This is a genomic window from Bacillus cereus group sp. Bc010 (genome assembly GCF_027716745.1).
In the GTDB taxonomy this organism is placed as follows: domain Bacteria; phylum Bacillota; class Bacilli; order Bacillales; family Bacillaceae_G; genus Bacillus_A; species Bacillus_A pacificus.
This window is the reverse complement of record NZ_JAQFUY010000014.1, coordinates 92,490-119,243: the sequence shown is the minus strand read 5'-3', so window position 1 is coordinate 119,243 and position 26,754 is coordinate 92,490. Positions and strand designations below refer to the sequence as shown.

The following is a 26,754-nucleotide window of genomic DNA, read 5'->3' as shown; positions in this document are numbered from 1 at the left end:
GCATGTATTAGGCACGCCGCCAGCGTTCATCCTGAGCCAGGATCAAACTCTCCAATAAAGTTAGTTTGTCTAGCATCTAAAATAAAAATTGACGTTTCACGTTGTTTGTTTCGTTCAGTTTTCAAAGAACTACTTGGTCGCTCATTTGCGACTTCCTTATGTTAACATTTTCGTTTTTTGATGTCAACTAAGTTTTTTAATTTCTTTTTGTCGTTTTCTGCGTTTCTGCATCAGCGACGGTTATTAATATATCATGCAGTACATAAAGGGTCAATACTTTTTACAAAAAAATTTCACGTCCCGTTAAAACTTTAAAATCATGTTCCAAAAGCCATTATAGCTTCCCTTCACCCTACTCCACATTTCATATCTTATCACTCTATCACATTTTTAGACGAGTGAAAATTCTAAATTTTATGTTATATTATTATTATAGGAGCGTGGTGAGAATGGGCATTAAATATTCGAACAAAATCAATAAAATCCGGACCTTTGCATTAAGTTTAGTATTTATCGGTCTCTTTATTGCATACTTAGGAGTCTTTTTTCGTGAGAACATTATTATTATGACAACATTTATGATGGTTGGCTTTTTAGCTGTTATCGCTAGTACTGTCGTTTACTTTTGGATTGGTATGTTATCTACTAAAACTGTACAAATTATTTGTCCAAGCTGCGATAAACCTACAAAAATGCTCGGTCGTGTCGACGCATGTATGCATTGCAACCAACCTTTAACAATGGATCGAAATCTAGAAGGAAAAGAATTTGATGAAAAATATAATAAGAAGAGCTATAAGTCATAAGTATATACGGAGACAATGCATCCTTACAAAAATAAACATGAAAAGGTGATTTCTTAACCAAGAAATCACCTTTTGTATTTATCCTTAATTAAATCCTCCACTGAACATTTTAAATCATTCTGAACCTAACGTAATTCCCATATATAATAAAGAAAGAGGTTGACGTAAAGCCGTCAGCCTCTTTCTTTATTATATATTACGCCTTATGACACTCTGGACAAACGCCATAAATTTCTAAGCGATGACTATTAATAACGAAGCCTGTCGTTTTCGCAGCTTCCTCTTCAAGCTGTTCCAAACCTCCATAAGGAAAATCAACAATCTTACCACATTTTTCACAAATCACATGATAATGTTGACTTGTAACATAATCAAATCTACTTGAAGCGTCTCCATAAGTTAATTCCTTTACAAGTCCAACCTCTTTAAATACACGCAAGTTATTATAGACAGTTGCAACACTCATATTTGGAAACTTACCTTCTAATGCTTTATAAATTTCATCCGCTGTTGGGTGCGTCATAGATTCCACAAGGTACTCTAAAATAGCATGACGCTGTGGAGTAATGCGTACACCCGTATTTTTCAGCATTTCTAGCGCTTCTTTTAATTCTTCTTTGACCACCGTCATGCACCCCGATTCTATACGGATTATTATTTTATAATTCTTATAAAGAGTGTACTCCTTTTCTTATAAATCGTCAATATTTCTACTATAAGTATGTGGTTTATTTTTGTATATAGCCTTATTCTTATGTATCTTTCCCTATTTTTTATGCATTTACAATAGAAAAAAAGTGCGACATAATCGCACTTGGAATACTATCATCTGAGGAGGTATGCCCTACACTTCACTTTATGTAAGACAATAAAATATGTATAGACACTCGCCTTACTTCTATATATTTTATCTCCACAATGGATTTACTTTATATGAGAAAGAACATCTTCAATATGTCCCTTCACTTTCACTTTACGCCACTCTTTTACAAGCTCACCGTCTTTATTAATAAGGAATGTAGAGCGCTCAATTCCCATGTACTCTTTCCCAAAGTTCTTTTTCAACTTCCAAACATCATACAATTCCGCTACCTTATGATCTTCATCTACTAAAAGTACAAATGGAAGTTCATGCTTCTCAATGAACTTCAGATGTCTGTTCGCTGAATCAGGGCTTACACCAAGAATAACTGTGTCCTTCTCTTGAAATAATCCATATGCATCTCGAAAATCACATGCTTCAGTTGTACATCCTGGAGTCATATCTTTCGGATAAAAATATAGAACTACATTTTTACCACGAAAATCAGCTAAGCGAACTTGTTCCCCGTTACTTCCCTCTAATGTAAATTCTGGAGCCATTTCTCCTACTGTGATCATTGTTATCACTCCTACTCTTTTCTTTTACTATAACAAATGCTTCCTTATTTTTCATTGTCTATTACAGACCTCATTACAAAAGCAAACGGTAATGTATATCCAATTAGCGCTTCTCCAATCGCAATCCACCGCCCAATTCCAATCGGAGATATGTCACCATATCCAACAGACAATAACGTAACTGCGCTAAAATACAAACAAATTTCAACCAGTTGAAAAGAGTGAGCGTTTAAGCTTTCTCCATCCTCTTTCAAAACTGCAAAACCCATTTCCTCTAATACAACGTAACTTAATCCAAATGCAATCAATACTGTTGTATAAATCAAAAATAATGTAGCTAAATTATACAGCGAAAAAAAACGCGTTGAATCCGAATAGGAACTCCATAATAATTGGACACTCCTCAAAATAGCAATTGCTGCAATTAATAGAATAAATCCCCATAACATGTCCTCCACCTCATTTTATATGTATGAGACAGCCATTAGATTTATCCCTTAGAAACGAACAAGCTTTTATAATTAATTCCCTGCACCACGGTACCTTTTTACTCCTTGATTCCAAAGAGTAATTGCAATCGTAAAACAGATAACACCAACGAGCGGTGTTGCAAATGCATAGCTATTCCACTCTGTTTTCCTTAAAAAGTACGCTGCTGGATACACTCCGACAAACGCAAATGGTAGGACAAACGTTAAAATAAAGCGAATCACACGGTTATAAATATTAACAGGATAGCGGCCATAATTCCCTATGTTATACATTAGCGGCATAATCGAACTTTTCGCGTCCGACCAAAAACCAAGGCTTGCAAGCGTAACAAATATCCCTCCGTATACAAGTGCGCCCCCTCCTACCATCAACAAGAATAAGAAGATATCGTACCAGTAAAAAGATAATTGCAACTCCACTGCTGCGTAGCCCATTACAACCATTCCCGTAATCGCTCCAATTAAAGATTCAAGCTCCATTCTCTCTAATATAATTTGAAATAAACTATGAATCGGTCTCGTTAATATGCGATCCATTTCTCCTTTAATAATGTAACGATCATTAAAGTCCCATATGTTAAAGAAAGCTGAGAAAATGGCAAACGGCACTAAAAAGAAACCATAAATAAAGATGACTTCTTCTCTACTCCAACCTTTTAATGCTTGCGTATGTCCAAACACAACAAGAATAAAGATTAAATTAACAGCCTGTAGTGATAAATCAGAAAGTAACCCAACGATAAAATCGCCCCGATACTCCAATTTTGTTTTTATATATTGACTTGCATATTGCAAAAATAGTTTTATATATATCATCTCATCATCCCCCTTGTACAATTAGACGTTTTCTCGCCGTTCTCCACATGAGTACAATCGGAATAATAAGTACAATGGCCCAAATTACTTGGAATAATAATGCCTCATACAATTTACTTCCTTGTATACCTTCTGAGAAAATCATACTCGGAATATAACTAATAGCCTGAAACGGTAAAAACATCATTGCCTTTTGGGCCCATAACGGATAAAAACTAATTGGTAATAATAGACCTGAAAACAAATCAATAACAACACGTTTTGCATACATAATTCCGCTATTATTAAATAAGAAGAATGTGAGCATTCCCGTCATTAAATTAATTTGTGTATTAATAATAAAACTAAATATTAAAGATAAGAAGAAATATAACCACGTTTGAAAGTTCGTTGTAATTTGCAATGAAAATAATAAGGTAACGATGACCATACCCGGAATTGAAAAGAAGGCAAAGCGAAATATTCCTTCACCAAGACCTTGCATCACTTTCATCCCTAAATAGTTATATGGACGTATCAGTTCTACCGCTACACGTCCTTCTTGAATCTCCATCGCAATTTCCCTGTCTATATTATTAAAATAAAAAGCACGTGCCATCCACGCAATTGCGATATACGTAGTCATTTGCGAAATAGATAAACTTTCAATATTCTCTTTTCCGCTATAAATTGCTTGCCACAAAAAATAATATGCGCCGATATTAATTGTATAAATTAAAATCCCGCTATAGTAGTTTGTACGATACGCAAGCATCATTAAAAAGCGAATTCGAATCATTTCAATGTACTTACCCATGTTTAATACCTTCTTCATAAATGTTACGAATAATTTCCTCTGTAGACACTTCATTAATTTTTAAATCTTTAATTTGAAAGGCTTGTACCACTTTAGAAATAAGCATTGAAATAATAACTTCTTCATTCGGTATTTTGGCAATCCACGCGTTTTCCTCTTTCGCTTTCGACCAAACGACATGACTATCTGGCATAACCATTGATAAATCCTGATAAGAAACTGGTGCGACAAACTGAAAATGTATTTCTTTCTCTGCTCCCCACTGCGTACGAAGATTATTTAAAGAACCGTCATACATAATATTGCCTTCATCCAGCATGATAACGCGCTCACATAAAGCTTCAATATCAGTAATATCATGAGTTGTTAATAAAATCGTTGTTTTATAACGTTCATTCATTTCTTTTAAAAATTCACGTATTTTCAATTTCACAAGTACATCTAACCCAATTGTTGGTTCATCTAAAAATAATAACGGCGGATTATGAATTAATGCTGCCGCTAATTCACAACGCATTCTTTGACCTAAAGATAGCTTTCGAACTGGCTTATCTAATAAAGGACCAATATCTAACGTTTCGATTACGTGCTCCATATGTTCTTTATACTGAGCGTCTGATACACCGTACACTTTTTTTAATAAACGAAACGATTCTTGTACGGCAATATCCCACCAAAGCTGTGAGCGTTGACCGAAAACAACACCAATCGTTCTTACAAATTCTTCCCTCTGCTTATGCGGGTTCATCCCATTTACTAAAATGTCTCCTGATGTCGGAGTCAAAATCCCCGTAAGCATTTTAATTGTCGTTGATTTACCAGCACCATTCTCACCGATATATCCAACCATTTCACCTTGTTTCACAGTAAAAGATACATCATTTACTGCTGGTACTATTTTATAATTACGATTTAATAAATCGCGAAATGCACCCTTTAAACCTGGACGACTTGAATAGGCTGTAAATTCTTTACGTAACCCTTGTACCTCAATTACCGATTTCATAACCGGACCCCCTTCCTAAATGTCACAACGAATAGTTTACCCAACTGCCTTCTCTATCACAAACAATACGTCTTTTCGAAAAACATGTTAGAATAATACATAGATTTTTGTAAGGAGATGAATGGTAGTGAAATTCACAAAATCAGAAGCATTACATAAAGAAGCTTTAGAACATATCGTTGGCGGTGTTAATAGTCCTTCTCGTTCTTTTAAAGCAGTTGGTGGCGGCGCTCCTGTTGCTATGGAACGTGGAAAAGGTGCTTATTTCTGGGATGTAGACGGAAATAAATATATCGATTATTTAGCAGCATACGGTCCTATTATTACTGGACATGCTCACCCGCACATTACAAAAGCAATTACAACAGCTGCTGAAAATGGTGTACTTTACGGAACTCCAACAGCACTAGAAGTAAAATTTGCAAAAATGTTAAAAGAAGCAATGCCTGCATTAGATAAAGTCCGCTTCGTAAACTCTGGTACTGAAGCTGTAATGACAACAATTCGTGTCGCTCGCGCTTACACAGGCCGCACAAAAATTATGAAATTCGCTGGTTGTTACCACGGTCATTCTGATTTAGTACTTGTAGCAGCTGGATCTGGTCCTTCTACACTAGGAACTCCTGACTCAGCGGGTGTACCACAAAGTATCGCTCAAGAAGTTATTACCGTTCCATTTAATAATGTAGAAACTTTAAAGGAAGCATTAGATAAATGGGGACATGAAGTAGCAGCTATTCTTGTAGAACCAATCGTTGGAAACTTCGGTATTGTAGAACCAAAACCTGGCTTCCTTGAGAAAGTGAATGAACTTGTTCACGAAGCTGGTGCACTAGTAATTTATGATGAAGTTATTACTGCTTTCCGCTTCATGTACGGTGGTGCTCAAGACTTACTTGGCGTAACACCAGACTTAACAGCGCTTGGTAAAGTTATTGGCGGCGGACTTCCAATCGGTGCTTACGGTGGTAAGAAGGAAATTATGGAACAAGTTGCCCCTCTTGGACCTGCATATCAAGCTGGTACAATGGCAGGAAATCCTGCTTCTATGGCATCTGGTATTGCTTGTCTAGAAGTTCTTCAACAAGAAGGGCTTTATGAAAAATTAGATGAACTTGGTGCAATGCTTGAAAAAGGAATTTTAGAACAGGCTGAAAAACATAATATCGATATTACATTAAACCGCCTAAAAGGCGCTTTAACTGTATACTTCACAACAAATACAATTGAAGATTACGATGCAGCACAAGATACAGACGGAGAAATGTTCGGTAAATTCTTCAAACTTATGCTGCAAGAAGGAATTAACTTAGCACCTTCTAAATACGAGGCATGGTTCTTAACGACAGAACATACAAAAGAAGATATTGAATATACAATTGAAGCTGTAGGTAGAGCATTTGCCGCTTTAGCAAACAATAAATAATCCCGTCATTAAAAGGAAAAAAGAAAGCACACCTTTCTTTTTTCCTTTTTTCTATTTCATAAATCCTTTATTAATAGTATAATTATTCATAATTATCTGTTTAATTTTATTTTATATCCTTACTATCTTTGTATACAAGGCTGCTCACGCCTCGAATAGTAAGATTATTCAAACTTTCATAAGAGGGGGGATTGACGGATGCTCAATAAAACAAACACATGGACACCGTCTTTATTTCGAGATTACAAAAATGCAGAACACGATGCGTGTGGAATCGTTTCCGTTATGGAGAAACGAAAAATTCCTACAAAAGAAAATATTGACTTTTGCATACAATCGCTCGTCAAAATGAATCATAGAGCTGGTTTCATTAATGGCGAAGGTGATGGAATCGGTATTCACATTGATGTACCAAAAGCACTTTGGAATGAAAAATTAAAAAGTAGCGGATATAATCCAACGATCGTGGATCATCCCCACTTTATCGTTGGACATTTTTTTCTAAACAAAAACGAAAATATAGTTAATTTAAAAAATCATATTCGTACACAACTAAACAACGAAAACTTTGCAATTCTTTTCGAAAGTGATGATGTAATAAACTCCGATGCACTCGGTCCACTTGGTAAACAAGAAGAACCTTTATTTTGGCAAGTTGCTCTTATCGCAGAAAATGAAGTTACAAATATTGAGCAAACATTATTTACAGTAACGATAAAAATAGAAGAAAATGAAGCGATTCATGTTGCTTCCTTAAGTCGTGATCACGTTGTATATAAAGTTCTCGGTGCTGGTGATACACTTGTTGCCTATTACAATGATTTACAACACCCACTTATTGCTTCAACTATGACACTAGGACACACTCGCTATTCTACTAATACATTATCTAACTTCTTTCGTGTACAACCATTTAGTATCCTCGGACATAATGGTGAAATTAACACAATTGCAAAATTACGCGATCAAGCTGAAATGATTCACGTTCCACTTACTGCTGGGGGCAGTGACTCCCAAGATTTAAACCGCACCTTAGAAACTCTACTTGTTCAATACAACTACAGTTTATTTGAAGCAATGGATATACTATTCCCGCCAATTATTAATGAAATTAAACTTTATGAACCACATTTACAAGATTTATATACGTATATACGTGAAGCATGGGGCCATTTTGCACAAGGTCCAGCTGGCATTATTTCACGTTATAAAGATGAAGCTGTTTTCAGCGTGGATTCCCTTGGGCTACGACCAGTATGGAAAGTAGAGACAGAAAGCTCTTATATTTTCTCTTCTGAACCTGGAGTTGTATCACCAACTGAATATGTAGCAGAACCAAAACCACTCGCTCCAGGGGAAAAAGTCGGACTAAAGTGGAATGAACAAGATGAGCTTGTTCTTTATGAATATGACAAATACCAAGCTCAAGTATATGACCGTTTTAAAAAACGAGTGGATACTAAAGATTATCATTTAAACTTATCTACTCCTGAAACGAAAGAAATCCAAGGATTATGTGATTCTATGCAAGTTGAAACAAAACAATACGTTGCTTTCGGATGGGATCGTGAACATATTCAGCTTCTTGAACAGATGGCAACAAAAGGCGTTGAGCCAATTCGCTCACTTGGGCATGACTCACCACTCGCTGCACTCGATACTGATAGACGAAATATCGCTGACTTCATTAAGGAAAGTGTAGCTGTCGTTACAAATCCAGCAATCGATCGCGATCGAGAAGTTGAACACTTCTCCACACGAACGATACTTGGCAAACGTCCAAGTTTATTGGCTGGTGCTAAACAGCCATTTGTAGTTGAGATGCTTTCCCCAATCATTTTAGAAGGAAGTGTAGCACAATCTATTGTAGAAGAATTACACACAATTACGTACGAGCAACTTATACAACTATTCAATACTCATAGCTCTATCGCTACAATCTCTGCTACATTCAGTCAGGCAGAAACTTTACAATGTGCCTTAAGTCGAATTAGTTCTGAAGCGATAACAGCCGTGAACGATGGAGCTTCCCTATTATTAATAGACGATGCTGATGCTCACCTAAATGGACGATTATGGATTGATCCGCATTTAGTTACCGCGAAAGTACATCAAGTATTAAGCGAAAATAAATTACGCCGAAACTGCTCTCTCGTTATACGTTCTGGTGCCCTTCGCTCCTTACACGATATCGTCACACTGTATGGATTAGGAGCAGATAGTATCAATCCATATTTACTATTTGCAACCGTAAATGATGGGACAAAAACACCAATTACGAATTTATATCATGCACTTAATAAAGGACTGGAAAAAGTCATTTCAACAATTGGAATTCATGAATTGCGTGGTTACGGTCGCCTCTATTCTTCTATCGGGTTACATGAAGAAATCGCAAATATATTGCAAATTACAAATTTCTTAGGTTCAAATGATTTAGCTTTTTCTCTTGAATCACTTGCTGAAGATGCACAAATGCGAGCTAACGATTATAACAATCCTAAAGTTAGAATGCGAAAATTTTTTCATATATTCCCGCGAATTTGGAAAGCAATCGGCGATGTTGCAAAGGGAAACTCTTATGATGATTACCGTGAAAAATTAAGTGAATTAGAAGAAAATAACCCAATCGCAATTAGACATCTTGTTCAAACGAAAGAAACAAAACATGTCGTTCCGGCTGAAGAAGTGTCCATCAGTATTCAAAATCATGATTTGCCATTTATTATTAGTTCCATGTCATTCGGTTCTCAAAATGAAATTGCCTTTCGTGCATATGCAGAAGCAGCCGATCAGCTAAATATGATTAGTTTGAACGGTGAAGGCGGCGAAATTAAAGATATGATTGGAAAATATCCACATACACGTGGACAACAAATCGCGTCCGGACGATTTGGCGTAAACGCCGAACTACTCAATTCATCAAACTTAATTGAAATAAAAATTGGGCAAGGTGCCAAGCCTGGTGAAGGTGGACATTTGCCAGGTTCAAAAGTAACAGCCAAAATCGCCGAAGCGCGTAATGCTACAATTGGCTCTGATTTAATTTCACCTTCTAACAACCATGATATTTATTCCATTGAAGATTTAGCTCAAATGATTACAGAAATTAAAACGGCTAATCAGCTTGCGAAAGTAGCTGTAAAAGTCCCTGTCGTCCCTAACATTGGAACAATTGCTGTTGGTATCGCAAAAGCTGGTGCTGATTTTATTAACATTAGCGGATTTGATGGTGGTACAGGAGCTGCACGTATTCACGCATTGCAACATGTAGGGCTTCCTGTAGAAATTGGTGTGAAAGCCGCTCACAATGCTTTATTAGAAGCAAATATGAGACATAAGGTAGAAATTTGGGCTGATGGTGGTATTCGAAGTGTGAATGATGCCTTGAAAATTATGCTCCTTGGAGCAAACCGCATTGGATTTGGTACATTATCCATGATTGCAATCGGCTGTACAACTTGCCGCGGATGTCATCTAGATACTTGTCACGTTGGAATTGCAACACAGATTGAATCTGAAGCTCAAGCGAAAGAACACGGATTACGCCGCTTCGTCCCGCGTGAATTAGAAAGCGCCGTGGCTGGATTATTACATTTATTCACTACTTTTGGCGAAGAACTAAAACGATTAACAGGAAATCTCGGCTATACAAATTTACAAGAAATTGTCGGGCGTTCCGATTTATTAAAACAAGTTCGAGGCAAAAATTTATTAAACTTATGTAATTTACTACAAACGATAGAACATCCATCTAGTAAAAAAACAGAACACGTACTAGAAAAACAATTTGAAACAATTCATTCTCCTCATTCAAAAGAATTAGTAGGCGTTGGCGTAGAGCAACGCGTTATGGGTGGTCTAGAATCTTGTTATCGCGTTCGTAGTAAATTATATGAAGACACGAAGCTTGAACCACTTACATTAAAGTATACAAATGGCTCGATTCCTGGAAATGGATTAGGTGCTTACAATAGTGAGAACTTATTTATACACGTAAATGGCGGCGCACAAGATGGTATTGGTAAAACCTCCTTTGGTGGTGGTATTTATATAACGAAAGCAAAAGGAAAAGACGGTCTATATTATAACGGTTCTGTCGGAAAAGGTTTTGGATACGGTGCACAAAAAGGGGCGCTATACGTTCAAGGTAACGCTGATGCTCGCGCTGGCATTCGCCTCTCTGGAGCAGACATGATAATTGGCGGACGCATGATAAAGCCACTCCGTGAAAAAGAGCAAGGGAATATAGGAGCATACTCTAATATTAAAGGTTTCGCTTTTGAATATATGACAAATGGGCGCGCTCTTGTTTTAGGGGATCCTGGTCCATGGATTTGCGCTGGTATGACTGGCGGTGTTGTTTATTTACGCCATGATTCAAGCTTAGGTTTAACAGAACAGGCCTTAAAAAGAAGAATCGCAAAAGGAGCAAATGTTACATTACAACCACTTAGTAAAAATGGTGTGCAAGATGTGACCGAGTTATTACTAGATTATATCCGTGTATTAAATGAACATGAGCAATACGAGGAAGTTGCTTTATTGACACCGTTACTCGATGATATGCCGCAACAGTTTTTTGAAATCATCCCGAAAAAAGAGCAGGCTGATCCATCTATCTCAACAGAGTGATATGCCTATTTTTCATCTTCAAGAAAAAAATTGACGAAGTACACTTCTCATAGTAATCTATAGTAACAATTTGAAACCTGCTGAAATTCAGCAGGTTTTTTTACTAAAAATTGATGTTTAAAAAGAATTAGGAAAAAGTATAAAATGAATCTTAATTTCTTATTAACGTCACTAAAATATCACTTGCTAACATATTGTAATGAATGTATAGTATCATGTTGTACATTCATTATGACAAGAGAAAGGATCTTATTAAGGGTATGAAACTTGGTGCTCGCATTTTAAAAACGGGTATTGCCATCACATTAGCTTTATTTGCTTGTATTTTACTTAACTTACCGAGTCCAGTATTTGCGGGAATCTCAGCTATCTTCGCTGTTCAACCGTCTGTATACCGTTCGTATTTAACTGCACTTGAACAAATTCAAGCAAACGTCATTGGTGCGGTATTCGCTATCGCATTCGCTACTGCTTTTGGACATAATCCTTTTATTATTGGATTAACATGTATATTAGTAATTGCTCTTACATTGCAATTACGATTAGAAAACACAATATCAATTGCTTTAGTAACAGTTATCGCTATTATGGAGTATCAAGGTGAAGATTTCTTTAGTTTTGCCTTACTTCGATTTGCGACGATTATGGTTGGAATTATTGCGGCTTCACTTGTAAATTTAGTGTTTATGCCGCCAAAATACGAAACAAAGTTATATCATCGCATCGTTGATAATACAGAAGAAATTGTAAAATGGATTCGAATGAATAGCAGGCAAGCTTCTGATTTTACAACATTAAAAACTGATATTGATCGTATGAAAGAAAAAATGATCAAACTAAACCATTACTATTTGCTGTATAAAGAAGAAAGAAGCTATACGAAAAAAGTAAAGTTCGCAAAAATTCGTAAGCTTGTTTTATTCAGACAAATGTTAGCGACGACAAGTCGTGCTTTAAGTACATTAAAATCATTACATCGTACTGAAAACGAACTGCGCTATATGCCAGAAGAATTCCAGGAATCTATTCAGAATGAACTTGATTCATTAACACATTATCATGAACAAGTTTTATTAAAATTTATTGGTAAAGCAAAAAAACAACAATCTGTTGAAATGCTTGATGAAGTTGAAACAGGTAAACAGGAATTAATTGATATCTTTATGGAATATCAAAACAAGGATGATGAGGAAGCATATAAAACATGGCTACATCTCTTCCCTCTTATTTCTGCTATTATTAACTATAGTGAAGAAGTAGAGCATTTAGATTTACTTGTGGATAGCTTCTACACATACCATAAACCAGAAGCAGAACTCAAAATCGACGATAAAAAAGAAGACGAATAAAAAACAGCTCCTTTTACGCTAAAGGAGCTGTTTCTGTTATATGTTGAAGTTGATATAAATTGTAATAAAAACCTCTTTTTTTCATTAATTCTTCATGAGATCCTGTTTCTTTAATTTCACCATCTTCAATGTAAATAATCGTATCCACATGCGTAATCGTCGCCAATCGATGCGCAATTATGATCGTCGTTCGATCAGCAGCTAACGTTTGAAGCGCCTCTTGAATATATCGTTCATTTTCTAAATCCAAAGCGGAAGTCGCCTCATCTAATATAAGTAACGATGGATTCTTTAAAAACACGCGTGCAATCGCTACACGTTGCCTTTGCCCACCAGATAACTTCACACCGCGTTCCCCGACGACAGTATCATAACCATCAGGTAACTCAATAATAAAATCATGAATTTGCGCAGCTTTGGCAGCTGCAATTACTTCTTCCTCTGTAGCTTTCGGATTCCCATATAAAATATTTGCCCCGATTGTATCGCTAAATAACAAATTATCTTGCAGTACAATTCCAATATGACTACGTAAATTTCTCATATCATACTTTCTAACATCTATCCCATCTACATAAACTGCGCCTGAAGAGACATCATAGAAACGCGGGATTAAACTAGCAAGAGATGACTTCCCTCCCCCACTCGCCCCTACAAGTGCTACCTTCTCTCCTGGCAACATAGTTAACGAAAGGTTATGTAATACCTCTTTTTCATCCGAATTGTAACGAAAAGATACATTATCAAATATCACTTCACCATTTAATTTTTTCGTTTGTACCGCACCTGGTACATTCACAATATCGTATTTTTCGTCTAACAGTTCAAACACCCGATCCATCGATGCGAAAGACTGTGTTAATGTCGTAGAGGAATTAACAAGGCGGCGAAGTGGACTATACAAACTATCCATATATCCAACAAAGGCAACCATAGTTCCTAATGTTAACTGCCCCTGAATCACTTCATACGCTGCAAAACCGATCACGAGTAACGGCCCTAAATCTGTTAACGTATTTACTGCCGAAAATGTTCTCGCCGTCCAACTCGTATGCGTTAACGCTTTCGTCAAAAATTCATTATTTCTTTTTTCAAATTGCTTCCCTTCATACTCTTCTAATGCAAAGCTACGTGTCACTTGCATCCCTTGAATACGTTCATGTAAATACCCTTGCATCGTTGCTAACGCTTGTGAACGCTCTTTCGTCAATTTTCGAAGACGCCCGAAAAAATATTTCACTGCCACTACATAAATAGGTAAAATTAATAGCGCAACAAATGTCAATTTTATATTCATAGAAAACATAACAATAATAGCAATAGCAATTGTTGCCGTATCTAACCAAACATTCATCAAACCAGTAATTACAAAATCCTTCGTTTGTTCTACATCATGAATGACACGTGAAATAATCTCCCCTGTTTTTGTATTCGAATAATAACGTAAACTCAACTTTTGTAAATGGCCAAAAATATGTTTTCGCAAATCATATAGTATTGTATTTGCGATACGCTGCGCAAAATATTGACGATAATATTCAATCGGCGGTCTTAACACTGCAAAAATAAAAAAAGCAATCCCAATCGCTGTTACTAGTTGGGACGTCTTATCTTGAAATGACCCTCCGCCCTGAATAACATCATCAATAATATACTTTAATAACCACGGCATAATGAGCGGGATGCCGAATTTAACTAGACCAATCATAATCGTAATAGCAATAAGCCATCGATATGGTTTAACAAATTGCAAATATCTTTTTATACCTTGCACATAATCCCCCCTCTAATAGGACAAACCTGCGGGGAAATCCCCTGCAGGTTTGTTTTAATTTCTGTACATTAAATATCTCTCATACCACATATCTACAAAGTCTGGTGCGAATGGCCCTTTTCTTTGATGAATCCATTGTGTTAGTTGTGCTACATTTCGTTTTAAAATCGTATCAATTACAGGTGGATATTGCATAATTTGACTATGTTTTTCATATTCATCTTCATCTAAAAGTGTATACGTCATATCTGGATACACTTTAATATCTAAATCATAATCAATATACTTTAACGCTTCAGAATCATATGCAAAAGGTGAGCTTAAATTACAATAATAATATACGCCCTCTTCCCTTAACATTCCAATCACATTAAACCAGTAGTTTGCATGAAAATAACAAATTGCTGGTTCACGAGTAATCCATGTTCGGCCATCTGATTCTGTCACTACTGTACGATCATTTGCTCCGATCACAAGACTTTGTGTCCCTTTTAAAATCGTTGTCTCTTCCCACATTCTATGAATGGAGCCATTATGTTTATAACTATGTATTTGTACTTTTTCTCCTTCTTTGGGAAATCCCATATATGCTCCCTTCCTTCAACTGCAAATGCCCTTTGAACTGCATTCACTTTTTTTCTATTATAACTTTTTTGTCGAAATTTTAAAACTAAAGCGATAAGACTCTATATTTTACACTGAATACGATATCCTTAATCCTATTAAGAAACAAGGATCTTCGCTTAACATTTTATAAAGGAAGAAATGAGAATAAAAAAAGTCCTTCCTCATTTCCATGTACAGAAGGACCTTTCACCTAAAGGCAACAATATATCTTATCCTAAATTTGAAATCATTTTTTCAGTTTCAAAAGATTGAATCACACTATTTGTTTGCTCTTCAAATTTCTCATGTAATAACTTAAGTGCTAATTCTGTTCTATATATTTCTTGGCGAATAAAATGTAATTCCTTTTTATCGCACGTATCCTTTTCGCTCATTTCAATTTGCTGATACTTCTCTAGGTGAGCTTGTAACTTCAACAACTCATCCATCGTTTCCAATTGCTCTCCTACCAACTTATCAAAATCGTTCATTACTTACCCCCTTTTGGATTTATTTATCAGTTATTATTTCCTCATTACATATTTCTAATCTTTAACTTCCTTCTCCTTTGACTACATTTGTTGACTTATTAGAAGTTATGTCGTTCGTTTTATTTTCATTACCATGACCAAAGCACAAAGAAAACACTTCTCCCGAATTAGAGAAGTGTTTTTCTTTCATTACTGATTTGAACTAGAAGATTGTGATTGTTTTGCAGCTGATTGTGCATTTTGTTTTTTCACAGCATGCACGTCTGTTTCAGTTGCAAATTCAGTACCATAACTAGCGTTTGCACTTTGTGCACCAGAAGCTTGTGCTTTCTTTGCTTCTGATTGTGCGTTTGCTTGTTTTACTGCTTGCACATCTGTTTCAGTTGAAAACTCTGTACCATAACTAGCATTTGTACTTTGAATGCTAGCACCAGAAGTTGCCTTGTTATAACCTTGTTGTTTTTTACTCATCTTTCTCACCTCCACAACCAATAATGTAACCAATTCACTTAGAAGCTATCCGTGATTTTCTTTTTTTAATCTCCGTATATATCTCTTGTCACTCATTCAAACTATAGAAAATGGAGGTGGAAATATGTATATAGGACGCGATATGACTGAACTAACGATGATTTCAAAAAATGAGTGGAAAGAAGATGAATTAGCTTATTTTCATCATTCATTACAACAGATTCTGCCGTATTTAAATACAGAAGGTCAAAGTATCTACAAAGAAATTGTAATAGAAATTGAATCAAGAGGTGGCTTACAAGAGGGTGATGCTAGTTGGACTCATGGGACAAAAATTTCTTACGATTAAAAAAAGTGTTCCCAATCTAGGGAACACTTTTTTGTTTATCCCGCTTTAATGGACAGTAAGACCCCCACCTCAAAATGCAGCGAAAGCAAAGAAGTTAGGTGGGGGGCGGGCTGCCCATTAAAGTCCGATTGGTGACGGCTAATAATCAGTGGGGGATGAAGAAAACCCCCACTGATTAAAGTTTCACTTTATTGCATTGTAATTTTCTCAACACAACTCTCATAAATCGTACGATGCGATTTAGAGAAAGGTAATTGCTCAAATGCTTCTTTCGATACAATTTTCAATGTATCTGTTTCAACAATGTCACCAGTTACTTTTCCGTAAAATACGAATATATCCCAAGTGCGATGTGTAAAAGTATGTTGTACATTCATTGCGTATTCTTCAATAGAAATCGAAAGCTCAAATTTTTCTTTCATATAATCTATAAGCTGTTCCTTCTGATTACGAATCCCTTCGCCAAGTTCAATATTCGGAAACTCCCACATATTGGCTAATAAACCGGTACTTGGACGTTTATTAATGACGTAACGACCATCTTCTGTTTGAAGTACTCCTGCAACAATCGGTACCATCGTAGGGGCCTTCGCTTTACTTTTTACTGGTAATTCCTTTTGAACACCTTCAGCATATCCCCTGCAATGCTCACGTACAGGACAAAGTAAGCATGCTGGATTTTTAGGAATACAAATCAGTGCTCCTAATTCCATCAAACCTTGATTAAAATAAGATGGATTTTCAGCCGAAATAATTTCACGCACAATCTCTTCAAACACTTTTCTCGTTTTCGGTTTTGCAATGTCATCCCATACTGATAAAATGCGAGATAATACACGCATAACATTTCCGTCAACTGCCGGCTCTGGTATACCATATGCGATACTTAAAATAGCACCTTTTGTATAGGGACCGACTCCCTTTAATTTCTCAATCTTCTTTACATCACTTGGCACAATCCCGCCATATACTTCTTTTACTTCTTTTACGGCTGCATGTAAATTTCGCGCTCTAGAATAATACCCTAAACCTTCCCATGCTTTTAACACTTCTTCATCATCAGCATTTGCCAAAGCTTCTAGAGTAGGAAACTTCCCCATGAAATTTGCGTAATATGGTTTTACAGCTTCTACCCTAGTTTGCTGCAACATAATTTCCGAAACCCAAACACGGTATGGATCTTTATTTTTACGCCACGGTAAGTCGCGTTGCTCTTTTTCAAACCAACCAATTAAATCATTTTGAAACTGCTCTATGTTAAAATTATTTAATATTTCAAGTGTCAAACTTGGTCCCCCTCATTTTTTTGCATATAAGTACTATTATAAAGATTTTAGGAAAAAATTTAAGTAAGATGACATAGGAAATAGAAGGCAAAGGACTTGAGGTATCGAATAAAAAGAGTTACATTAATAAAAAACGGAGGTGGATTTCTATGGACACAGCCACTCACCTTGTTATGGGCGTTACTCTAGGCAGTTTGGCCACGTTAGATCCAGCCATAGCACAAAGTGATATTGGGCCACAAGCAGTTATGCTTGCTACAATTGCCGGCTCCAATATTCCTGACATCGATACAGTTTTAAAATTGCGTAATAACGCTAAATATATAAGAAATCATCGTGGGATTACTCATTCCATTCCTGCAGTGATTCTTTGGTCTTTCCTTATAAGTGGCATCTCTTTCGCCTTCTTTTCAGACGCTCCATATTTGCATCTACTACTTTGGTCCTTTATTGCCGTCTTTCTTCATGTCTTTGTAGATATTTTTAATGCCTACGGTACACAAGCATTACGGCCCTTCACAAAAAAATGGGTAGCGCTCGGCATCATTAATACATTTGATACCGTCATTTTCTTTATCCATATACTCGCAATTGCTTGTATGCTCGTAGGTTCCCATAAAGGATATACTGCCTTAGCTGCGTATATATTAATGATCGTTTACTACATCGGACGGATTATGATGCATAGAAATATAAGAAGCGTTGTACAAAAACGTTTCAAAAATGTTGAGAAAATAATCATTTCTCCTTCTTATCGATTTTATCATTATCATTTAGCAGTCGTTACAACCGATTATTACTACGTTGCTAGATGGCATCGCGGTAACATCATGATTTATGATAAGTTCGATCGGGTACCGTTCCCAGATAATGCTATTATGCACGCAGCTAAACAAGATGAAAACATCTCAGCATTTTTATCTTTCTCCCCTGTATATCGCTGGGACATTTTCGATTATGATCATTATTATGAAGTTCGATTCATTGATTTGCGATATCGCAGTAAAGACTATTATCCATTCGTTGCGATCGTTCAACTCGATCATAATTTAAATATTATTAGTTCCTATACAGGATGGATTTTTAGTGAAGAAAAACTTCGAAAAAAACTTGAGTTACTTCCACATTAAAAAAAGCGACTTCAGTCGCTTTTTTTAATGTTTCAAATGATCTTCTTGATTGATTAGATGGCTATATTTCGGATTATTTGTACGCATTTCATGAAGGCGTCCTCCATGATTATTAATCCATGATCGCACAACTTGTTCAGTCATTTCTTCTCCTTGATAACGACCTGATTTCGCATAAGTCGTTTGAAAATCTTCCCATAGTAATTCAACCCACGCACGAGCTTGCGCGTAAGAAAGCTTGTCATTTTTGTCTAATAGTTCTTTCGTTAATGCTTCATAAATATCATTCATGTTCTAGTCTCCTTTACCTAATTATCCCTTCATTTCTAAAGGATAGTTTCTTCTATTTTGCACATTCTATAATTGATACTTCTTCAAGAGGTATCAACTGATGATGAGGAGGGCGTTCGCAATGGGTAAACAAGCCGAATTTTGGTCTGAGTCAAAAAACAACAGCAAAATCGACGGTCAACCGAAAGCGAAATCACGCTTCGCTTCGAAACGACCTAACGGCACAATTAACACGCACCCACAAGAACGTATGCGTGCTGCAAATCAGCAGGAAGAGTAGTAACAAAGTAACTTAACTTCCTACACGAGGTGATAAAGATGAGCTACCGTGATCGCTTAGATAGTCGTTCTGAATTATTTAACCATACGTGGACTCGTCCGAAACATGCAAAAGCGCAAGTTAACGGACAGACGCAACAAACCCAGTCTCTCATTATATTGGCGAATGAATGTAAAAAACGCCAATTTTAGAATCTCCTATCTCCTGTAACGCCTACCAAAGATGAAAACCAGAGAGATATTCGCTCTCTGGTTTTTATTTTTCTTGCAATAAAGAAATCGGTATTCCAATCTCTTCATTATCATTTTGCTTATGTCCCCAAGCAAATACCCCATTGAAATACGTAATTTCAAATAATATACCAGGTTCTTCTACTAATTCATATGTCTCACCGATATGGAATTTGTTTATGTCAGTCATATAAGCGCGAGCCATTGCTATCTTTCGCATTAATACATCGAACTCATTTACAATTCCAAGTTGCTCAGCTTTTATCGCTTGCTCTTTCAAAACCCCAATTTCTTCCCTTAGCTCATATGGTGTCATTTCACTGTAGCGTTTTGGCATATTCATTTTGTTCCCTCATCCCTCTTCGCGTTTCATTTGTAAAAATATCTCTATCTCATCAATAGAGAATCCTTTACGATATAACGCTTGTTTCATCTTATTTTCAAATGTCCATCCATCATACTTCTTATATTTCTCATAATATTTATTCCCATGATAGTGTAACGCTTCTTGTTGCTTTTCGTCATCTTTTTCGTCTTTCAATTCTTCCAAACAAATTTGAATCACATCTCTAGAATATCCTTTACGAACAAGCATTTCGTCTAACTTTAGCTTCATTTGTAAAAAGGAATGCTTTTGATAAGATTTCTTTTTCTTTTCTATAAGAATTAAAGCATTCTCAATTTGCTTTTCCTTCGGATATTCTTGTAAACTATGCGTAATAATTAGATCCTGAACACCTTTATTTAACAACTCTCTTTTAATAACCGTTGGACCTTTTCGATTCACATTACTTTGTGTTCTCGTATATAAAATAGCATACTCTTTATCATTAATATATCGGTCATGTAATAATTTCGAAACGACTTCAGAGATGATGGCTTGTCCCACTTCTTTTTTTCGTAAAAAATCTTCTATTTCTAGTTTCGTTCTCATTTGATAGGATAAATAGGAAATTGCTTGTAAATATGCTTTTTGTACCTCTTCATTGTACAAAATATTTCCTAACGCTATTTCATCAATTTCTAAGCCCTTTTGTAATCCGTGTTTTATTAAGATTACTTCATTCACACTAAATCCGTATTCTTCACCTTGACCTTTATCGATATAAATATTAAACCGTTCTTTCGATCGTTTTTGCACTTCTATTTTTGTAATGACAGCCATACTCTCACCTCTCTATTATTTTAACATAGTCAAGGAACGTTTTTGCTTTTCAAGAATATATATAATGAGGAGGAAATAATTGTGAAAATCGCAATTTCTGGTGGTACCGGTTTTATCGGTAAATACCTTTCTACTTTTTTTATTCAAAAAGGATATACTGTTTACATTCTCTCGCGAAAAAAAACTGCTGAAACTTCCGATCCTAACCTTCAGTATGTACAATGGACACCAGATTTACGAACCTTCCCCCTCTCTTCTATTGATGTAGTTATTAATCTAGCTGGAGAGTCTATTAATAGTAGATGGACAAAGAAACAAAAGAAAGTCATTTTAAACAGTAGAATTCAAACAACAAAAGGACTCATTAAACAATTGCAGGCACTCCCTACAAAACCACACACATTTATTAACGCAAGCGCAATTGGATACTACGGAACGTCTGAAACTGAGTCTTTTACAGAACAGCATGTGACTCCTGGAAATGACTTTTTAGCAAATACAGTATATTCATGGGAACAAGAAGCATCTAAAGCACGTTCTCTCGGAATACGAACAATCTACGCAAGATTCGGAGTCGTCTTAGGGCCAGACGGAGGAGCTCTTCCAAAGATGCTACTTCCCTATCAATTTTATATCGGAGGTACAGTCGGGTCTGGAAACCAATGGTTATCATGGATTCATATAAATGATGTCGCTTGCATGATTGATTTCATCATACACAAAGAAGAAATTGATGGACCTCTTAACATTACAGCTCCCGAGCCTATAAGAATGAAGGAATTTGGAGAAATCATTGCAACTATCATAAAAAAACCTCATTGGTTACCTGTCCCTTCATTCATGCTTCATGCTTTACTTGGTGAAATGAGCATACTTGTACTAGAAGGGCAACATGTATTACCTAGTAAAGCAATTGAGCATGGGTATCAATACACATTTCCGTCAATAGACCATGCATTACAAAATATACTTTCGCATACAATGTAGTACTTCTAAAACACAGTTTTACAGGGGGCCCTTTCAAAACTTTCATTTTCTAGCATCCGGAGCATTATTACACAAATAATCTTTCAGTTACTTTCCTTTACATTCCATTAACATTATAAAGTAACAGAAATGAGGTACCTATGAAAATATTGCTCAAACAAGCCATTGTCTATCCTATTACATCCCAAAAATTTCAAGGGGATGTACTCGTTATAGGAGAAAAAATTGCTGAGGTCAAGCCTTCCATTCAACCTACTCAAGATATGACAGTTATAGACGCACGTGCTCTTCATCTCTTACCTGGATTTATTGATGTCCATACCCATCTTGGTCTCTATGATGAAGGTACTGGTTGGGCTGGCAATGACGCAAATGAAACATCTGAAGTTTCAACACCACATATCCGTTCTTTGGACGGAATTCACCCTTTTGATATTGCATTTCAAGATGCGGTACAAAATGGAATCACAACTGTTCACGTTATGCCAGGAAGTCAAAACATTATCGGTGGTACGACTTGTGTAATAAAAACAGCTGGAACTTGTATTGATCATATGATTATTCAAGAGCCTGCTGGCTTAAAGATTGCCTTTGGAGAAAATCCTAAAAAGGTCCATAGTAATGGCACAAAAGAGTCCATTACGCGTATGGGAATTATGGGATTACTTCGGGAATCATTCTATGAAGCACAGCACTACGGGCATGAAGCTGATTTTCGAATGCTTCCTATCTTAAAAGCATTACGCCGTGAAATACCCGTACGTATCCACGCTCACCGAGCAGATGATATTAGTTCTGCTCTACGCTTTGCAACAGAGTTCAATCTTGATTTACGTATTGAACATTGTACAGAAGGACACTTTATTGTTGAAGAGCTTTCAAAACACAATTTGAAGGTTTCAGTTGGCCCCACGCTTACACGCCGTTCTAAAATCGAACTAAAAAATAAAACATGGGATACTTACCATATATTATCAAAAAATGGAGTGGAAGTTTCCATCACAACAGATCACCCCTATACACCCATTCAATATTTAAATGTTTGTGCTGCTGTCGCAGTAAGGGAAGGATTAGACGAAAAAACTGCACTAGAAGGAATCACTATATTTCCAGCGCGAAATTTACGTTTAGAGGATAGAATTGGAAGCATTGAGACTGGAAAAGACGCCGATCTTGTGCTCTGGACCCATCATCCTTTCCATTATTTAGCCAAGCCTGTACTAACTATGATTGATGGAAAAATAATTTACAAAAAAAATAAAAAAAACTAGTTTATTTTTTTGACTAGATAAAGTATTATACGATTATAAACTGAATGAAACCATAATCAATTTGTGTCGTGATTATCATTTTCAAATTGATGAATGGGGAAGGCAAATGGTGCGCCACCAGCGTTAGAAACTGGTTCTAGTGGGTTCGATTCCCACCCCGAAATTTTTTAAAGATTGATATAAAAATTTCGAGGGTGGGGTGTTTTTTCGTCATGCTACCCTCGTGTGAGGAGGAGTTAGTATGTTGAAAAAACGCGACTTACACGACAGCCACGTTCTATACGAGTTAATGGTGGATCCAGCTGTCTTCCCTTTTGTGCGTCAAAAGGCTTATTCTTATGAGGAATATTTATTTTTAACGAAACAAACGATTGAAGCTGAAGAGCGTGGGGAATTAATTTCACGCACAATTTTAGACGAATGGGGTAACCCTATCGGAACAATTACTTTATTTGATGTGCAAGAAAAAGCCGGCTTCCTTGGAACATGGCTTGGCAAACCTTATCACGGAAAAGGCTACAATAAATTGGCAAAAGATTCATTTTTTAGCGAACTTTTCTACGAGTTAGATATTGAAACGATCTTTATGCGTATTCGCAAAATAAATATTCGTTCTATTAAAGCTGCAGAAAAATTACAATATGTAAATCTAGCAAACGAAACAAGAAAATCCGTTTATGATGAAATTAACGCGAATGAAGAAGTATATAACTTATATGAAATTCCAAAAGATCAATATACACTTGCTACAATGCGAGATACAACGTTCCAAGATTCTCATCACTTAAAAGAAGCGTAATCTAAATTTTCAGAAATAATAATTAACCATTAACATTTTGATATATACGTATATCACCCCATGTCTCTGGAAACGATATATAGTAACTTTAGGACACGAGGTGATTTGTAATGGATAAAAAGAAACGTGACAAAGCAAAAAACGCATTATCTAGTACACAAGAAGTTCTCTACCAACGAGAATTTCGTAAAGCAGATCGCGCAGCGGGTTATCGCTCAAAAAGTATTTAAAGTGAGAATGAATAATTAGAAGTTCTCCCCCCTAATTATTCATTCTCATTACATATTTTTTCTACTCTATCACGTAGAAAAAAGGTTCCTTATAAATAAGGAACCTTTTTTCTGTGGATAACGTTATCCACAGAATTGATAGAATTGTGAATAAATTACAAAAACCCTTCACAAGTTTGTATGTTGTAACGCACATCAAATGTTAGAATTGTGGATATTTTTCTAAAAATTGTGGATAATGTGGATATAGTTGTTAATATTCCGACTTTACTGTTTAATGAAAGCGCACTCTTCATGTGGATAAGTCTTTATCTTGGAAAACAATAAAAAACCCTCTTTAAACATACAAAAGAGGGTTTCATATTAAGTAAATGATTGTGCAAGAGCAGGTGATTTAATAGGTATATGATTCGGTTCTACATGATTTTCTGCCAAAATTGTATCCACAATATGATCAGCTGGCTCTGGGCGATAAATGCTTTTCATCGCTTCTTTCATTTGAAGAAGCTTCATATCATCTTGTAATAACGCCTCTGTTTTTGCAAAAACCTCACTATCATCACGAATGACAACTGCAGCCCCTTTTCTTTCAAAGTACATCGCATTTTCATTTTCTTGTCCTGGAACAGGCTTATATAAAATGACAGGTACTTGCAATGCTGCCGCTTCACTTAACGTAATACCGCCTGGCTTTGTAATCATACAAGAAGTAACACGGAATAGTTCATCAATATTTTCTACATAACCAAATACTTTTAATGCATCAGGATTTTTTTCCTGTAACCCTAATAAATCCTGTTTTAACGCTTCATTTTTCCCACAAACGACAACTACTTGTAAATCAGGTACTGACATAAATGATTGGCATAGTTCTTTTACACTTCCTAATACCCCATGAGCACCTGCTACAATTAGTAAAATCTTTTTATTCTTACATAACTGATATTTATTATATATAATGTCTGGATTAATCTTTAACTCAAAACTACTACGAATCGGAATTCCAGTTTCAACAATTTGCTCCGCAGGCACACCAATATCAACCATAACTTTTTTTACGTGATCAGTTGCTACAAAATAACGATCTACTTCCCGATGAATCCATATTTTGTGCACACAAAAATCCGTTAATACGTTATACACAGGAATTGAAATACCTGTTTGCTTTTTTAATTCTGGTACAGCTATAATCGGAAAGGTATTAATAACAATATCCGGTTTCTCCGCTTGTAAAAGTAATTTCAAACGTTTTCTTCCAAAATTAGCATACCAAGATGCTATTTTTTTATCATAAATTTTTTCTACGCCATAATAAAACAAGCGGTACAATTCTTTTCCTATTGTATAACTTTTTAAATATAAATATTTTGTAATATCGGTTATAACCGGATGTGATTCTCCGAACAAATCGCATACAATTACATCTTTAATTCCTTTTTGGCGAAATGTTTGTTCTAATGTTTTCGCTACTTGCACATGACCGTTTCCGTAATGTGCAGTTAATATTAAAACCTTGGGGTTTTTTATCAAACAAATCCACTCCTAGCGTATTGTTTCTCCATATTGCATATACGACAATAGGAAAAACATTTTCCTTAAAAATTACATAAACAGACTCTAATATTTCTCTTTCAGCTATGTACCTGTCGTGGATATGCAAAGCATATAAGATTGACCCCTTAATCCTATCTGTGCTCATATCTTTACATTATACTTTCCTATAAGAGCTTTCGCAATAACTTACAAATGTTCTCTATTCCATGATACTCACTCTTTTACTTCTTAATTCTTTTTACTATTTTGATTTCCCTTTACAATTATGTAAATTTCTCCACTTATTCCTTACAAAAATATGGATATTCTATTTTCAGTATACTCTTTTCTCCATATATACTCTAGGTTTTATTGTAAAGAAAGCAAAAAGCCTAACCCAATATTTGGATTAGACTGCTTGTAAAATATGTCTTGCTTCTTCTACATTTTTTTCAGTAGGCGGTTCTACATTTGCGAGTGGATACTTATGCCCAAGTGCCTCCCATTTATATACACCAAGCTTATGGTATGGTAGCACTTCAACTTTCTGAACATTAGACAGACTTTGAATAAAACTAGATAGTTTTTGTAGATCCTCTTCATTATCAGTAATACCAGGAACTAATACGTGTCGCACCCAAATCGGTTTATTTTTATCCGATAAATAACGAGCAAATTGTAAAATATGTTCATTTGGTTTTCCTGTTAATTTACGATGTTTCTTTGAATCAATATGTTTCAAATCCAATAAAACTAAATCTGTGTACTCCATTAAAATATCTAGCTTATTTTGGAATTCTGGTTCTTCAGAATAACAACCACCTGAAGAATCAATTGTTGTATGAATTCCAATTTCCTTACATTTCTTAAATAATTCAATTAAGAAATCTAGTTGTAATAATGGTTCCCCACCACTAACTGTTATACCGCCTCCGGAAGCTTCAATAAAAGGAAGGTAACATGTCACATCCTGCATTACTTCTTCGACTGTTATTTCTTTTCCTTTACCGATCTCCCACGTATCAGCATTATGACAATATTGACAACGTAATAAACACCCTTGTGTAAATATGACATAACGAATTCCTGGGCCATCAACAGTACCACAAGACTCTACAGAATGAATTCTTCCTTTTACCATGTTACTTCCTCCTTT

General features: G+C 35.8%; 28 protein-coding genes. 12 read left to right on the top strand and 16 right to left on the bottom strand.

Translation table 11 applies throughout. From position 1 onward, the window contains the following. Positions 1-449: 449 nt before the first annotated feature. The gene (locus PDQ68_RS16850) at positions 450-806 is read left to right on the top strand and encodes a YgzB family protein (RefSeq protein ID WP_000511742.1); all 357 of its coding nucleotides are present in this window, start codon (positions 450-452) and stop codon (positions 804-806) included. 196 nt (positions 807-1,002) lie between these two features. Here PDQ68_RS16850 and perR read toward each other — a convergent pair whose 3' ends face one another. The 6 genes from perR to PDQ68_RS16820 all read right to left on the bottom strand — a co-directional run bounded on the left by perR (position 1,003) and on the right by PDQ68_RS16820 (position 5,295). Further along, the gene (gene perR / locus PDQ68_RS16845) at positions 1,003-1,431 is read right to left on the bottom strand and encodes a peroxide-responsive transcriptional repressor PerR (RefSeq protein ID WP_000237834.1); all 429 of its coding nucleotides are present in this window, start codon (positions 1,429-1,431) and stop codon (positions 1,003-1,005) included. Positions 1,432-1,730: 299 nt separating this feature from the next. Further along, a complete protein-coding gene (gene bcp / locus PDQ68_RS16840) occupies positions 1,731-2,186 on the bottom strand; it encodes a thioredoxin-dependent thiol peroxidase (protein ID WP_061183159.1) in 456 nt (151 codons plus the stop codon). Between the two features lie 44 nt (positions 2,187-2,230). After that, positions 2,231-2,635, bottom strand: a complete 405-nt coding sequence (locus PDQ68_RS16835; protein ID WP_000964350.1) for a potassium channel family protein — start codon at positions 2,633-2,635, stop codon at positions 2,231-2,233. Positions 2,636-2,707: 72 nt separating this feature from the next. Then, on the bottom strand, positions 2,708-3,493 hold the full coding sequence (locus PDQ68_RS16830) for an ABC transporter permease (protein WP_061183160.1): 786 nt from the start codon (positions 3,491-3,493) through the stop codon (positions 2,708-2,710). A gap of 4 nt (positions 3,494-3,497) precedes the next feature. Beyond that, positions 3,498-4,289, bottom strand: coding sequence for an ABC transporter permease (locus tag PDQ68_RS16825; protein ID WP_000521517.1), 792 nt, complete (start codon positions 4,287-4,289; stop codon positions 3,498-3,500). After that, positions 4,282-5,295: an ABC transporter ATP-binding protein gene (locus PDQ68_RS16820; RefSeq protein WP_000843646.1), complete on the bottom strand. Its 1,014-nt coding sequence runs from the start codon at positions 5,293-5,295 to the stop codon at positions 4,282-4,284. The genes PDQ68_RS16825 and PDQ68_RS16820 overlap by 8 nt, the downstream gene beginning before the upstream one ends. Positions 5,296-5,416: 121 nt before the next feature. Here PDQ68_RS16820 and hemL point away from each other — a divergent pair, with 121 nt between their 5' ends. From hemL to PDQ68_RS16805, 3 genes are all read left to right on the top strand, one after another. Next, positions 5,417-6,721 carry a glutamate-1-semialdehyde-2,1-aminomutase gene (hemL, locus tag PDQ68_RS16815; protein WP_000260535.1) on the top strand — a complete coding sequence of 435 codons (1,305 nt, stop codon included), beginning with the start codon at positions 5,417-5,419 and terminating at the stop codon, positions 6,719-6,721. A gap of 198 nt (positions 6,722-6,919) precedes the next feature. Continuing rightward, positions 6,920-11,356 (top strand): glutamate synthase-related protein, encoded by a 4,437-nt coding sequence (locus tag PDQ68_RS16810; protein ID WP_270786890.1) that lies wholly within the window; start codon positions 6,920-6,922, stop codon positions 11,354-11,356. Positions 11,357-11,616: 260 nt separating this feature from the next. Further along, positions 11,617-12,705 carry an aromatic acid exporter family protein gene (locus PDQ68_RS16805; RefSeq protein ID WP_000765784.1) on the top strand — a complete coding sequence of 363 codons (1,089 nt, stop codon included), beginning with the start codon at positions 11,617-11,619 and terminating at the stop codon, positions 12,703-12,705. 13 nt (positions 12,706-12,718) lie between these two features. Here the strand turns inward: PDQ68_RS16805 and PDQ68_RS16800 are convergent, their stop codons facing one another. From PDQ68_RS16800 to PDQ68_RS16785, 4 genes are all read right to left on the bottom strand, one after another. Then, a complete protein-coding gene (locus PDQ68_RS16800; protein ID WP_001161621.1) occupies positions 12,719-14,479 on the bottom strand; it encodes an ABC transporter ATP-binding protein in 1,761 nt (586 codons plus the stop codon). A 54-nt stretch (positions 14,480-14,533) separates the two neighbouring features. Then, positions 14,534-15,064 carry a nucleoside tri-diphosphate phosphatase gene (ntdP, locus tag PDQ68_RS16795; RefSeq protein ID WP_000506628.1) on the bottom strand — a complete coding sequence of 177 codons (531 nt, stop codon included), beginning with the start codon at positions 15,062-15,064 and terminating at the stop codon, positions 14,534-14,536. A 251-nt stretch (positions 15,065-15,315) separates the two neighbouring features. Beyond that, positions 15,316-15,576 (bottom strand): YgaB family protein, encoded by a 261-nt coding sequence (locus PDQ68_RS16790; protein ID WP_000997582.1) that lies wholly within the window; start codon positions 15,574-15,576, stop codon positions 15,316-15,318. A 189-nt stretch (positions 15,577-15,765) separates the two neighbouring features. Next, a complete protein-coding gene (locus PDQ68_RS16785; RefSeq protein ID WP_000039045.1) occupies positions 15,766-16,047 on the bottom strand; it encodes a gamma-type small acid-soluble spore protein in 282 nt (93 codons plus the stop codon). Positions 16,048-16,171: 124 nt separating this feature from the next. Here PDQ68_RS16785 and PDQ68_RS16780 point away from each other — a divergent pair, with 124 nt between their 5' ends. After that, positions 16,172-16,396 carry a hypothetical protein gene (locus PDQ68_RS16780; RefSeq protein WP_000275435.1) on the top strand — a complete coding sequence of 75 codons (225 nt, stop codon included), beginning with the start codon at positions 16,172-16,174 and terminating at the stop codon, positions 16,394-16,396. Between the two features lie 188 nt (positions 16,397-16,584). On the opposite strand, the gene mutY is transcribed toward PDQ68_RS16780, so the two are convergent. Beyond that, the gene (gene mutY / locus PDQ68_RS16775; RefSeq protein ID WP_000171402.1) at positions 16,585-17,682 is read right to left on the bottom strand and encodes an A/G-specific adenine glycosylase; all 1,098 of its coding nucleotides are present in this window, start codon (positions 17,680-17,682) and stop codon (positions 16,585-16,587) included. A 149-nt stretch (positions 17,683-17,831) separates the two neighbouring features. Here mutY and PDQ68_RS16770 point away from each other — a divergent pair, with 149 nt between their 5' ends. Continuing rightward, positions 17,832-18,812: a metal-dependent hydrolase gene (locus tag PDQ68_RS16770; protein WP_000379130.1), complete on the top strand. Its 981-nt coding sequence runs from the start codon at positions 17,832-17,834 to the stop codon at positions 18,810-18,812. A gap of 24 nt (positions 18,813-18,836) precedes the next feature. Here PDQ68_RS16770 and PDQ68_RS16765 read toward each other — a convergent pair whose 3' ends face one another. Then, positions 18,837-19,103, bottom strand: coding sequence for a YfhJ family protein (locus PDQ68_RS16765; RefSeq protein WP_000998157.1), 267 nt, complete (start codon positions 19,101-19,103; stop codon positions 18,837-18,839). A 121-nt stretch (positions 19,104-19,224) separates the two neighbouring features. Here PDQ68_RS16765 and PDQ68_RS16760 point away from each other — a divergent pair, with 121 nt between their 5' ends. Together PDQ68_RS16760 and PDQ68_RS16755 are read left to right on the top strand one after the other, a co-directional pair. Continuing rightward, positions 19,225-19,383: a small, acid-soluble spore protein K gene (locus tag PDQ68_RS16760; RefSeq protein WP_000517891.1), complete on the top strand. Its 159-nt coding sequence runs from the start codon at positions 19,225-19,227 to the stop codon at positions 19,381-19,383. 38 nt (positions 19,384-19,421) lie between these two features. Beyond that, entirely contained in the window at positions 19,422-19,574 is a 153-nt protein-coding gene (locus PDQ68_RS16755; RefSeq protein ID WP_000122093.1) for a YpzG family protein, read from the top strand. A gap of 64 nt (positions 19,575-19,638) precedes the next feature. Here PDQ68_RS16755 and PDQ68_RS16750 read toward each other — a convergent pair whose 3' ends face one another. Then, a complete protein-coding gene (locus PDQ68_RS16750) occupies positions 19,639-19,956 on the bottom strand; it encodes a YfhH family protein (protein ID WP_001057035.1) in 318 nt (105 codons plus the stop codon). 9 nt (positions 19,957-19,965) lie between these two features. After that, positions 19,966-20,778 (bottom strand): recombination regulator RecX, encoded by an 813-nt coding sequence (recX, locus tag PDQ68_RS16745; RefSeq protein ID WP_000268520.1) that lies wholly within the window; start codon positions 20,776-20,778, stop codon positions 19,966-19,968. Positions 20,779-20,859: 81 nt separating this feature from the next. Here recX and PDQ68_RS16740 point away from each other — a divergent pair, with 81 nt between their 5' ends. From PDQ68_RS16740 to PDQ68_RS16725, 4 genes are all read left to right on the top strand, one after another. Beyond that, positions 20,860-21,765: a TIGR01777 family oxidoreductase gene (locus PDQ68_RS16740; RefSeq protein ID WP_016716388.1), complete on the top strand. Its 906-nt coding sequence runs from the start codon at positions 20,860-20,862 to the stop codon at positions 21,763-21,765. A 140-nt stretch (positions 21,766-21,905) separates the two neighbouring features. Then, positions 21,906-23,036, top strand: a complete 1,131-nt coding sequence (locus PDQ68_RS16735; RefSeq protein ID WP_000698300.1) for an amidohydrolase — start codon at positions 21,906-21,908, stop codon at positions 23,034-23,036. A 241-nt stretch (positions 23,037-23,277) separates the two neighbouring features. Then, entirely contained in the window at positions 23,278-23,835 is a 558-nt protein-coding gene (locus tag PDQ68_RS16730; RefSeq protein ID WP_000914741.1) for a GNAT family N-acetyltransferase, read from the top strand. A 110-nt stretch (positions 23,836-23,945) separates the two neighbouring features. Further along, positions 23,946-24,065, top strand: a complete 120-nt coding sequence (locus PDQ68_RS16725; RefSeq protein WP_000358480.1) for a YfhE family protein — start codon at positions 23,946-23,948, stop codon at positions 24,063-24,065. Between the two features lie 363 nt (positions 24,066-24,428). Here the strand turns inward: PDQ68_RS16725 and PDQ68_RS16720 are convergent, their stop codons facing one another. Both PDQ68_RS16720 and pflA read right to left on the bottom strand, forming a co-directional pair. After that, the gene (locus PDQ68_RS16720; RefSeq protein WP_000594706.1) at positions 24,429-25,595 is read right to left on the bottom strand and encodes a diglucosyl diacylglycerol synthase; all 1,167 of its coding nucleotides are present in this window, start codon (positions 25,593-25,595) and stop codon (positions 24,429-24,431) included. A gap of 412 nt (positions 25,596-26,007) precedes the next feature. Beyond that, positions 26,008-26,739 carry a pyruvate formate-lyase-activating protein gene (gene pflA / locus PDQ68_RS16715; RefSeq protein ID WP_000238472.1) on the bottom strand — a complete coding sequence of 244 codons (732 nt, stop codon included), beginning with the start codon at positions 26,737-26,739 and terminating at the stop codon, positions 26,008-26,010. Positions 26,740-26,754: the final 15 nt, after the last annotated feature.